Source organism: Streptomyces sp. NPDC059909 (genome assembly GCF_042730885.1).
GTDB lineage: Bacteria > Actinomycetota > Actinomycetes > Streptomycetales > Streptomycetaceae > Streptomyces.
Genome location: NZ_JBHWKX010000131.1, coordinates 1 through 10,994 on the forward strand (window position 1 = coordinate 1; position 10,994 = coordinate 10,994).

A 10,994-nucleotide genomic window follows, 5' to 3' on the forward strand; every position below is an offset into this window, starting at 1 on the left:
AGATCCTCAAATCCCTCGCCGACTACCTCACCAAGGTCACTCCGCCAGCCACCGAAAACTAGCAAAAGATTTAGTAACGCAATTTCGGGCGCAGGGCACTAGCACCACTAGCGCCCGGAAGTGGGAGTCACCCCAGCTCACGCACGCCTTTTTGGCCTGGTGAGTCAGCAGACTTCCCCTCGTCTACTTCCCTTCTCTATGTCTGGGTGTTGATGGGGTGTGGTGGTGGGTGCGGTGTGGGCGGTCGGCTTCGGGGAATCGGTCTGGCGCTGCGCTGGCTTGTCTGGGTTGTGGCGGCCAGTGCCGACACTGTTGTGTCGCGTTTGATCGCCCAGACGGTGGCCGACAGGCCGAAGCCACCTCGTAGGCGAAGAGCGCGGGGAGAGCGAGCCGCAGCGAGGCGGCGCGGATGAGGAAGGTGACCGCGGCTGCCGAAGGTGATCCGCGCCCTGGCACTGCGCGCCTGACGAGGCAGACGCCCGGGTTGACAATCTGATGGACCGTCAATAGACGTAGATCCATGGGCAGAGTGGGCGCGCGCATCGCGGTCTGCTGGTCCTCGTGGCCACGGCCCTGTGCCCGGGCGGCACGCCGGCGGGCGCCTCACGCGTGCACGGCTCGCTCCGGTTCGACGAGCAGGCCGCCGCATCGTTCACCGTCCAGGACGGCCGCTTCATCGACGGGCTCGGCCGAGAGGTCGTCCTCCGCGGATACAACGTCTCCGGCGAGACCAAGCTCGAGGAGAACGGAGGGCTGCCCTTCGCCTCCGTCGCCGACGCCGAGAAATTCGCGACCGCCCTGCGCGCTCTCGATGGCGGGAACGCCGTGCGCTTCCTGCTGTCGTGGGCGCACGCCGAACCCGTACGCGGCCAGGTCGACCATGCCTATCTGGCCGCCGTAACCGCGCAGATGCAGGCCTTCCTCCGGGCCGGCATCCGGGTCTACCCGGACTTCCACCAGGATCTGTTCTCCCGGCACCTGTTCCATTGAAGACAGTTGGTACACGGGAGACGGAGCCCCCAAGTGTGTGGTTGATGCGGGCGGTTACCCGCGGGAGTTCTGCGGGATCTGTCTGTTCTGGGGGCAGAACATCACGCAGAACCAGGCCGTGACGAAGGCGGCCCATGACTTCTGGCACCAAGGGCGGAGTCCAGGAGGCGTTTCTGGCGACGGCGCAGACCACCATGGCGTACGTCGCCGAGCACCTCACCGCGGCCGAGTTCGCGGGCGTCGTCGGCTTCGACCCGTACAACGAGCCGCACGCTGGCACGTACGACTCCGGCCAGACCAGCCGCACCTGGGAACGGGACGTTCTCTGGCCCTTCTACGAGAAGTTCCGCGCCCGCATGGACGCGGCAGGATGGCGCGACAAGCCGGCGTTCGTCTTCTGGAACGCCAATGTCGACTTCCAGCGCCAGGAGAGCGGCCTCCTCGACGGTCTTGGCATTGCCCTGCAGGCTGAAGCCCTCCTCGCGCAGCACGTCGGCGACGGTGTCGGCGGATATCCGATGGCCCTGGCGGGTGAGATCGGCGGCCAGGTGACGGGTGGACTTCGTCGTCCACCGCAACGGCGACATCGGATCGCCCCGCACATCAGGCTCGACCAGAGCCAGCAGCGCCGGACGCAGTCCCGGGTCCAGATCGACCGTCCGCTTGCGGCCCCCGCCGGCCCGACGTACGCGCCCCAATGGGGCCTCACCGCAGTCCAGTTCATCCACGCCCAGCGAAACCGCGGCCTCCCGGACGCCAGCAGCACGGGCGACCAGCCTGATCCCGCCGTGGCCGATCGACCGGGCCTCCGCCCCCAGCAGCAGACGTCGCTGCCGCTCATCCAGATGCGGCAGGACCGCATCGAACTTGGCTGCCAATGAAGCCTGCTGCTCGTCCCGTCCGCCCGTACCACACCAACGACCACTAGACCCGGAAGCTACGGGTTAATGATCTGCGAACCCTAACTTCGATCATTGCTTCAACCGCATGATCGGCCAGCTCTACCACTGCCTCCAGAACGGCAAGCTGTTCGACGAGACCACGGCCTTCCCAACCGCTCTCGCCGCCGCCGCTTGACATGTTGAGTGCCTGAGGTGTCCTACCTTCTGGTGCGGGTTGATCGGGCCAGTCGTAAGGTCCTGTCGCCCGAGAGACTCCGGGTGTGGCTGGTGAGGTGTTGCCGCTCGTGGCTGTCCAGACTTGGCCGCCCGGTGTCTCGCCGACGGCCAGGCCGCTCATTGGGATTTGCGATCAGAATCGCTGCGTAGGACACCGCTGGCGAGGCCGTCAGAACCAAAGAAGGTAACGACGTCGTCAGGGGAACGATGAGCCGGATCTGGGCCGGGATCGATGCAGGCCTGGCCAACATGGGACCGTTGATCCTGCTGACTGGCTACCAGACCCCCGGATCGATCCGCCGGCTCGGCGCCAGCCGCCTCGAGAAGTGGCTGCGCGGACGCGGAGCCCGCTGGTCAGCCGCGCTCGCCCGCACCGCGGTGGAAGCCGCTGGCCGTCAGCACACTGCAATTCCCGGCGAGCAGGCGGCCGCCCGGCTGGTCGAGGCTCTCGCGCTGGAGCTGCTCGACCTCGATCGTAAGATCGCCGAGATCGACGAAGACATCGCGAAGGCCTTCCAGGCCCACCCGTATGCACAGATTGTGACGAGCATGCCCGGCATCGGGCCTCTACTCGGTGCCGAGTTCCTCGCAGCCACCAGCGGCGACATGGGCCTGTTCGGCAGCGCAGACCGGCTCGCGACCTATGCGGGACTGGCCCCCACCCCGCACGACTCCGGACGCGTCAGCGGGAACCTGCACCGCCCAACCCGCTACCACCGCGGGCTCCAACGTGTCTTCTACATGTCCGCCATGAGCAGCATCCACTTCTGCCCGGAATCCCGCCGCTTTTACCAGCGCAAACGAGCCGAAGGGAAGCGCCACACCCAGGCAGTCCTCGCCCTGGCCCGGCGACGCGTCAACGTCCTCTGGGCTCTACTCCGAGACGGACGCCGCTTCGAACCCGCACAACCCGCAGCAAGCTCAGCTTGACAAGTCCATTGGGAAGTCTACACGAGCGAGCGCGCGGGGGCATGACCGGGCCGGCCGCGGGTGGCACGCGGTATTCCCGCGACCGCCTCGCGGCGCGGTGTTTCTGCTTTTCGGACATCGGCGTGCGCTCCAGGGCAACTGTTCGACGGCGTGTTCGGACAGCGTTGACGGAGTCGACGCAGGAGCGATTACGGAGGGTGGAGGACGTCCGGTCTCGTCCTGGTCGTGGCCCGGTCTCGTCGCGAACAGCCTCTGATGCGGGAACAGCAGTGAGGGCTCGCCAGACGGGTTCCGGCGGGCCCTCACTGCTGGTGGTGCCTACTTGAGGAGGTAGGCCTTGATCACGGTCTGCTTGAAGGAGTTGCCCGCGGCGTCCTTCACGTACGTGCGCAGCGAGACCGAACCGCCCGAGGAGCGGTGCGGGTGGTCCACGGTCACGGTCCGCTTCATACCGGAGCCCGTGACCTTGGCCGTCTGCCAGGTCTTGCCCTCGTCGTAGGAGACCTCGGTGGTGAAGGTACGGATCGACGACTCGGTGGCGCCGAGCGCTCGCTGGATCAGGACCGGAATGTCGAACTTGCGTCCGTCATCGGCTCGGTTCCACTCGTCCAGCTCCGGCGCCATGCGCACCGCGTACAGCGGCAGCGCCTTGCGTTCCAACGTGGTCTGCGACCGGAACCGCCATTCCGCCCGCAGGTCCGTGGAGACGGAGCTGACGGGAGAGAGGTCGCGCTTCTGCTGGAACGTCAAGTGGTAGTCGGCCGGGGTGGCGTCGGTCGGTACTGCCGCATAGCCCCAGTAGTACGGGACCAATTCGCCGTTGCGTCGCAGCTCGTACTCGGGCTTGCTGCCGGTCGACGTTCCCGCCACCAGGTCGAGGTTGCCGTTGGCGGCGTCCTGGATGGCGAACCACATGTCGTCGCCCTCACGGTAGGTGTCCATGCCCTCGGGCGAGAAGCCCATGGCCTGCACGCCCTGGTTCCAGCGCTCCTCGACCTCGACGCCAGCCTTGTAGCCGTGCAGGGTGCCGAGGTAGCTCTGTCCGCGCGGGCTGTCCGGGTCGAAGATGTTCCACTGGTCGAAGGCAGTCTGCCAGCGCAGGCCGTCGGCCGCCGAGAAGTAGTCGACCCGCCGGTTCGGAACCGGAAGCCCGTCCATTCTGTGTGAGGTGAAACGAACGTTGTCGACGTGCATGTAGATGAAGCGGTATGCGGTGGTTCCCGGTGCGGTGGCGGCGAACGTGGTGGTCACCTTTGCCAGCTCCGACGTGCGGGGCTGGTAGGACGGGTCCGCCGGGATGCCGCCGTGTACCGGCCGGGTGAGGTAGTAGACCGAGGACGGGTTCGCACCGGCGGCGGCAGGCTCAGCCCAGATGCTGCTGACCAGGTAGGTGAACTTCGAGTCCTTGACCTTCGCGGTCGGCGCCGCGTACAGGCCCTCGATGCGGTCGCCGCCGATCGCGCCGGGCATGTTGACGGTAAACAGGTTGTCGGACAGGCCGATGGTGCCGAACTCGTTGGAAATCATCCGGGCCGAGCGGCTCGGGGCCGAGATCGTGACGGGCTTGGCCTTCCGGGCGTCGATGGCGGCGTCCCGGTCGGTGGTCATCACGACCTCCGGCACACCGACCACGGTGCCCTCGGTGTACGCCTCGTCGAAGAGGAAGCCGCCCACGGAGAAGGTCTTGCCCTTGGGCAGCCTCAGCACGGTGCTGCTCTTGCCGTGCAGCTCCACCTCGTAGGACTGGCGGTCGTTCGAGTTGACGATCAGATAGGCATGGTCGGGAGCTTCGCCCGAGCGGTCCTTCACACTGAGGCGAAGGTCATAGGCCGGCTGCTCGACGTCCATACCGAACGGGGTGCGCACCGAGACCGACTTGTCCGCGGCGGAGGCGATGACCACACCGCTGTACGCCGCGTAGACCGTGGCGATCTCCGGGGTGGCGGTGACGGTGACGTCCGCGGTTCCGTGCGCGGGCACGGTGACCTCGTCGGCGCTGAGACGGAACAGGCCCTCCGGCGCGGGCTTCTTCGCCTGATAGGTCGCGTTGAGCGCGAGGTCGAGGGTGACCGGCTCGCTGCCCGGGTTGCGGTACGTGAGCGTCTTGGTCACCGGCGGTCGCTCGCCGTCGGTCCAGCGGATCTGGCCGAAGGACAGTGCGGTGGTCTCGGCGGTGACCTGCTGGCCGACCGCCCGGGCGACGTCGACGCGCCCGGCGCCCTGGTAGTAGGCGCCGCGTTCGAAGCCGCCGGTCGTGGTCTGCATCAACTGCCGCTTGACCTGCTCCGGGGTCCAGTCGGGGTGCTGCTGGAACAGGATGGCGGCGGCACCGGCGACGTGCGGCGTGGCCATCGACGTGCCGGACATGCCGATGTAACCGTCCTCGGCGGTGGTACCGCCCGCCCTGGCGGCGACGACGCCTACGCCGGGGGCGACGAGGTCGGGCTTGAGGCCGGAGTCGCCCACCCGGGGACCGAGCGCGGTGAAGAAGGCGAGCTCGTCGTTGATCTGGGTGGCGCCGACGGCCAGCGCGCGGTCGGCGGAGGCGGGCGAGTTGACCTTGCCGGGGCCGTTGTTGCCGGCCGCGGCCACGACCAGGGCACCGTGCTCACGGGTGACGGTCTCGACCATGGCCTCGATGACGTCGGTGTCCGGGGTGTCGGTGTCGCCCAGGCTGAGGCTGATCACCTTGGCGCCCTGCTCGGCCGCCCAGGCCATGGCCTCGACGATGTCGGAGTTGTCGCACCAGCCGTCCGAGGTGCAGACCTTGCCCGACAGGATCTTCGCACCGGGCGCCACGCCCTTGTACGTGCCGCCGGAGGCCGCGCCGGAACCCGCGACGGTCGAGGTCACATGGGTGCCGTGGCCGTTGGAGTCATCGGTGTTCGGCTCGGTGGTGAAGTTGGCCGCTTCGACGACGAGGCCCTTGAGGTCAGGGTGGTTCGGGTCGTAACCGGTGTCGAGGACCGCGACCTTGACCCCGTCGCCCTTGTAGCCCTTCTCCCAGGCCTGCGGCGCTCCGATGTGCGCCACCGTCCGGTCGAGCTGGACCTTGGAGCGGCCGTCGAGCCACACCCGCTGGATACCGGCCCCGAAGGACTTGGCGCCCATCTTGGCGGGGGCGATGCTCTTCCAGAACTCCGCGGCGTCGTCGCGGTGTTCGCTCAGGGTCGCGAAGGGGGTCCCGGAGATGGTGCGGACCTTGTCGGCGCCGGCCGTTGTCAGCCGGCGTTCGGCGGAGGCCGCCGCACCCGCGTACTCGACGATCAGCGGCAGGCTCGCCCGGTCCGCGTACTTCTCCTCGACCAGGGCTGAGATGTTGAACAGGGCCTTGTCGAGGCGGTCCGCCGTCAGCAGCGGAAGCGCGTCGACGGGGATGACCGTCCACTCGCCACGGTCCTGACGCTTCAAGAACTTGATGTGCTCGCGGCCCTCGGCAGGTTCCACCGAGACGCTCTCGCGGCCAGTCGGGTCCTTCTCCACAGTGACGCGATCACCCGTGATCAGGGTGACGTGCTGCCGAGTGAATCGGGGCTTTTCGGCGCCCTTGCCCTCAGTCGTCGAGTCGGTCTGATTGGCGGTCCGGTCGGCGTCGTGGGCCATACCGGGAGTGGCGGTCATCCCTGCCAGCAGCGCTGCGAGAGCGGCTACCGCCACATACTGCGGCCGGGATCTGTGGACCCTCGGCCGCCACCTGTTGGTCACATGTCTCATGGGGGGCCAGCGTGGCGTCATCGAGGGTGCAGGTCAGCACCTTCCACGTGTCCAACCGGCGACAAGTCACCTCTACGACAGAGGCGATAGGCGAACGAACGACTCCGAATGGTGACGAACCCGATGGTGAGCCCGTAGGGCAGAAGTCCGCCGGATGGATCCCGGCGGGCCGAGCACTGGTCCTGACGTTTGGTGAGGTAGGCTTTTATCACGGTCTGCTGGAAGGAGTTGTCCGCGGCGTCCTTCACGTACGCCCGCCTTTGGCCCGGTTCCACTCGTCCAGATCCGGCGCCGCGCGCACCGCAGCGGCAGGCGGCACTAGTGAAAGCCCGTCAGGGCCCTCGGCGGGGCGGGGGGCTGGCGTTCTCTCGCAGGGAATCCCCACCTCCCGTCGGGGGCCGATGAGTTATGCGGCAATCCGGCCCGGCTCGGTCAGTCAGGCGGCGGCGAGGGCGGTGAAGCGGCCAGCAGGGGTGCGGTGCAGCCGGCCCCGGCCCGCCAGACGCCGCCCGTGACGGTCACCTTGTCGCCGTTGATCAACGTGATGGTCCGGGGAACGCCGGCGTCCTTGCGGGCCGCCACGCCCGCCGGGATCGCGGTGTCCGCCGCGGGGCCGGTCGGAGCGGCGGAGGCGTGACCACGCCGAGCGACGGCAGCAGCGCCAGGGCTATGCCGAGTGCTGTCACCCTTCGGCCGCGTATGGGTGAGCCCCGAGCCCGCTGTGCACTCCTCACCGGGTGCAAAGCGGGCCCGACCGCGTTCCCCGCGACACGGGATCGCCACCGAGGCGGCACGAGAACTCATTGCCTGGCTCCAGGAGGCGCGCCGACGTCCTTGCCTCGGCCGGCGGCCGCCGGATCGCGCTGGAGGCACAGCTCGCGCCCATCAACTAAGAACGATGGGCACCGCTGACGAAGAGGGGCACCCTGGCGGCAGTATCGGCGACGGCGTGAAGGAGGGTCGTGCCGGCGAGTACCAGCATGGAGAGTGGCGGACCCGCCCATCGCGTCAGGCCTTTCTGCAGGTCCGGGTCCACTTCGATTGTCACGCTGACGTATCTGCTGTGCAGCGTGGTGACCTTCGAGGACCGGCCGGCGCTATCCCCACCTCGCTCCAATGCCGCGCGGTATCTGGCCTTACGCTCCTGCATGCCGCTTCCTAACGCTTGATGAGTTCCTCGGCAAGGTCCATGTACGCCGAGCCTTTTGCTCGGACCGGACTTCCGAACGACTGCGCGTACAGGTCGAGCCGTGCAATCTGGGTCCCCAACACCACGAAGCCCCACTCGGTGAGCGCCTCACGAGCGTCGGCGTCGGGGCCGGTACGCGTGGCATCGGGACGATTGGTGCGATTCAGCAGGACTACGGCCCGGGCCGGCTCGGCGCGCAGGGACTGCACCTCGTCCATCTCGGACCGGATGGGTGCCATCCGGTCCAGTTCGATGGGAGCGGGGGTCACCGGGATGATCCACTCGCTCGCGTACCTCATGATGCTGCGGGCGATGCGAGGATGGTCCTCCAACTGCGGCGCGTCGAACACCACGGCCTGCCTACTGCCCAGGAAGTCGTTCACACGACGGTGCACGTCTCCCACCGGCAAGGCGATGACAGGAAACGGAAAGCCGTCCGCCAACTCGCTCCAGCGCAGCGCTGAGGAGGCTGGATCGCAGTCGACCAGGAGCGGCGGGTAGCCCGACTCATAAAGGGCGTGTGCCAGCCATACAGCACTGGTCGTCTTGCCGACTCCGGGCTTGAGATTCACAAAGGCACAGCTCAGCGGCACGGGGAGTACCCTAGCGGGCCTGATCTCGGGCTTGGGTCCGACTCGAGCACGAAGCTCTGCCGTTCACTCGCAAGCAGTCAGAACCGACGTGCCGGACGTGGCCCGCTCCAGCTACTACGAGTGGCGGGCCGGCCGCGAGGCCCTCATCACCCACCTACACGTCCAACGCCTTTGTTAGGGCCTCCTATACCTGGCCGCCGCCGTTCCCACTCGGCATCGCTCAGATCCCCCGCCCCAAGCCCGCATCACCGACCCGGACGCGAACTAGTCACATGATCGACCCCGAGCCGGTGCTCGGTCGGGGCTACTCCTGTAGTGGTCCGATGACGGACTGGCCGATCTGCCCGGCCGGCCAGGAGGCGTGCCGCTCCTCGGACCCGTCGCCGTTCGTGCAGCGAACGTGGACGAGCACAGTGTGGTCATCAGTGCGATCGTCGAGTTCTTTGGTGCGGCAGTTGAACAGCAGTCAACTTCTCGGCCGTGAACGCAATGCCGCGTAGTTAGGGCTTGCCGATCAATAACTCGCCGTCTTGATCTCCGGTGAGGGGGTGATTCCTGCCGCTGTCGCGAAAGTGCGGAGGTCGTCGAGGGTGTCGAGGCGGGCGTCGGTGGGGTGGATGGTGTGTCCGGCTGCGGCGAGGAGTTGACGGATGTCGCGGATGCGCCGGTTGACGGTTTCGGGGGTGACGGTGAAGAGGCGGGCGACGGCGACCTGCGGAAGCCCGTGCCGGTAATGGAGGAGAGCGGCCAGGAGCCGGTCGGCGAGGGTGAGGACGGGGCGACGGCCGGTGCCCGGAGCCACCAGGCGGGGTCGGTGACCACGCCGTTTGGTCAGGTCCGTCTCCCGCTGCTCCTCGTGGAGGGCGGTGAGCGTGGTGATCAGCGCGTCCCACTCGGCGGGCGGTAGACCGGTCAGGGCCGGGTGGCAGAGCCAGGCGAGGTCGGGACTGGGCTGGTCGAACGGCTCCGGGGCGTCACTGACCTGCGCGTATGGCTCCGGGCGGAGGCTGTAGTTCCAGTCCCCGTGCCAGTTGTGGCGGTCCAGGGGCAGAGCCTGCATCTGCCGGTCGCCGACGCGGACTCCGGTCTCGTAGGCGGCGGTGTCGAGCTCGGCACGGACGTTCAGTCCGGTGCGGGTGGTGGTCGCAGCGATGCTGTTCACGATGACCTCGTGGCTGGTGAGCGGCCTGCCGCGCCAGTTCATCGTGATGTGGGAGAACAGCCGGTGCTCGATTCTGTTCCATTTCGATGTACCCGGAGGAAAGTGACACACAGTGATCTCCAGGCCCGTCTCCACGGCCAGGGCGGCCAGTTCGGCCTTCCAGGCGCGGGTGCGGTAGCCATTGTAGCCACCCGCGTCCGCGGTGATCAGCAGACGTCGGGAGCGTGGGTAAGCGACCCGTCCGACCGTGTGCCACCAGCGGCGGATGGAGGCCACGGCGAAGGCGGCGGTGTCGTGGTCACAGCCCACGCTGACCCAGCCGGTATCCGCCGCCAAGTCGTAGATCCCGTACGGGATCGCCTTGCCCAGATCGGCGTCGGGAAAGTCATGAGTGCGGACCCGGGCCGGATCACCCTCGCGGCGCCATTCGCGCCCGGCGTTCTTGTAGTTGCCGACGAGCTCCTTCTTCTTGGTGTCCACGCTGATCACCGGGTCCCCGGCGACCTGGAAGTCCTTGGCCTGGTCGTTGATGTAGCGGAACTGCCCGTCCCGGTCGGGATGTTGGGCCCCTTCGACGGTCTTGGCGTTGCCCTGGAGGCTGAAGCCCTCCTCCCGCAGCACGGCCGCCACGGTGTCCGCCGAGACCTGGTGGCCCTGCCAAGTCAGCTCGGCGGCCAGATGCCGGGTCGACTTCGTCGTCCAGCGCAGCGGGGACATCGGATCGCCCCGCTCATCCGGCTCGACCAGCGCCAGCAGGGCCGGCCGCAGCCCCGGATCCAGGTCCGTCACGCGCTTGCGGCCCCCGCCCGCCCGGCGGACCCGCCCCAACGGCGCGTCGCCGGATTCCAGTTCAGCCACCCCGCGCGACACAGTTCCCTCCCGCATCCCGGCAGCACGGGCCACCAGGCGGATCCCGCCATGCCCCAAGTACCGGGCTTCCGCTCCCACGGCCAGCCGGCGTTGACGCTCATCCAAGTGCGGGAACAGCGCCTGGAACTTCGCTGCCAGTGCCGCCTCGGTCCCCTCCGAAATCCCCATACCACGACAACGAAGCACGATCACGGAAGCGACGCCTTGTTCTCCGGCAAGCCCTTAACTTCGTGGCATTGGATGCTGGATGCGGTGTTCTATCTGGTCGACAACGGCATCAAGTGGCGGGCGATGCCCGCAGATTTCCCGGCGTGGGACCAGGTGTATGCCTTCTGTGCGCCGTGAGGCGCTTCGCTGTATCCCCGACTCACTCGGGAGGAACTTGGAGGAATGTTTCTGGGTCGCCTGACTTACCTGGAGGCGAAAGC

The 10,994-nt window shown here is 67.7% G+C and carries 6 protein-coding genes and 2 pseudogenes; 3 read left to right on the forward strand and 5 right to left on the reverse strand.

Annotated features, from left to right (window positions below; genetic code table 11):
- Positions 1-561 precede the first annotated feature (561 nt).
- Positions 562-1,436 (forward strand): annotated as a pseudogene (locus tag ACFV9O_RS38205) (endoglycosylceramidase); the annotation flags it as partial.
- Here the strand turns inward: ACFV9O_RS38205 and ACFV9O_RS38210 are convergent.
- Positions 1,425-1,868 (reverse strand): annotated as a pseudogene (locus ACFV9O_RS38210) (ISAzo13 family transposase); the annotation flags it as partial. The pseudogenes ACFV9O_RS38205 and ACFV9O_RS38210 sit on opposite strands and share 12 nt — an antisense overlap.
- 447 nt (positions 1,869-2,315) lie before the next feature.
- Between ACFV9O_RS38210 and ACFV9O_RS38215 the strand changes: the two are divergent.
- Positions 2,316-3,038 (forward strand): transposase, encoded by a 723-nt coding sequence (locus tag ACFV9O_RS38215; RefSeq protein WP_385427087.1) that lies wholly within the window; start codon positions 2,316-2,318, stop codon positions 3,036-3,038.
- Positions 3,039-3,356: 318 nt separating this feature from the next.
- On the opposite strand, the gene ACFV9O_RS38220 is transcribed toward ACFV9O_RS38215, so the two are convergent.
- From ACFV9O_RS38220 to ACFV9O_RS38235, 4 genes are all read right to left on the reverse strand, one after another.
- Positions 3,357-6,659, reverse strand: a complete 3,303-nt coding sequence (locus tag ACFV9O_RS38220) for a S8 family serine peptidase (RefSeq protein WP_385427090.1) — start codon at positions 6,657-6,659, stop codon at positions 3,357-3,359.
- 525 nt (positions 6,660-7,184) lie between these two features.
- Positions 7,185-7,334 carry a hypothetical protein gene (locus ACFV9O_RS38225; protein WP_385427093.1) on the reverse strand — a complete coding sequence of 50 codons (150 nt, stop codon included), beginning with the start codon at positions 7,332-7,334 and terminating at the stop codon, positions 7,185-7,187.
- A 576-nt stretch (positions 7,335-7,910) separates the two neighbouring features.
- A complete protein-coding gene (locus ACFV9O_RS38230; protein WP_385427095.1) occupies positions 7,911-8,534 on the reverse strand; it encodes an AAA family ATPase in 624 nt (207 codons plus the stop codon).
- Between the two features lie 514 nt (positions 8,535-9,048).
- Entirely contained in the window at positions 9,049-10,734 is a 1,686-nt protein-coding gene (locus tag ACFV9O_RS38235; RefSeq protein WP_385427098.1) for an ISAzo13 family transposase, read from the reverse strand.
- On the opposite strand from ACFV9O_RS38235, the gene ACFV9O_RS38240 reads away from it, so the two are divergent.
- Entirely contained in the window at positions 10,615-10,911 is a 297-nt protein-coding gene (locus ACFV9O_RS38240; RefSeq protein ID WP_385427100.1) for a transposase, read from the forward strand. The two genes, ACFV9O_RS38235 and ACFV9O_RS38240, sit on opposite strands and share 120 nt — an antisense overlap.
- Positions 10,912-10,994: the final 83 nt, after the last annotated feature.

Excerpts from the sequence above, each read along its gene's own strand:
- ACFV9O_RS38215 (WP_385427087.1), top strand. The coding sequence starts at position 2,316 with ATGAGCCGGATCTGGGCCGGGATCGATGCAGGCCTGGCCAACATGGGA.
- ACFV9O_RS38220 (WP_385427090.1), bottom strand. The coding sequence starts at position 6,659 with ATGACCGCCACTCCCGGTATGGCCCACGACGCCGACCGGACCGCCAAT.
- ACFV9O_RS38240 (WP_385427100.1), top strand. The coding sequence starts at position 10,615 with ATGCCCCAAGTACCGGGCTTCCGCTCCCACGGCCAGCCGGCGTTGACG.
- ACFV9O_RS38235 (WP_385427098.1), bottom strand. The coding sequence starts at position 10,734 with ATGGGGATTTCGGAGGGGACCGAGGCGGCACTGGCAGCGAAGTTCCAG.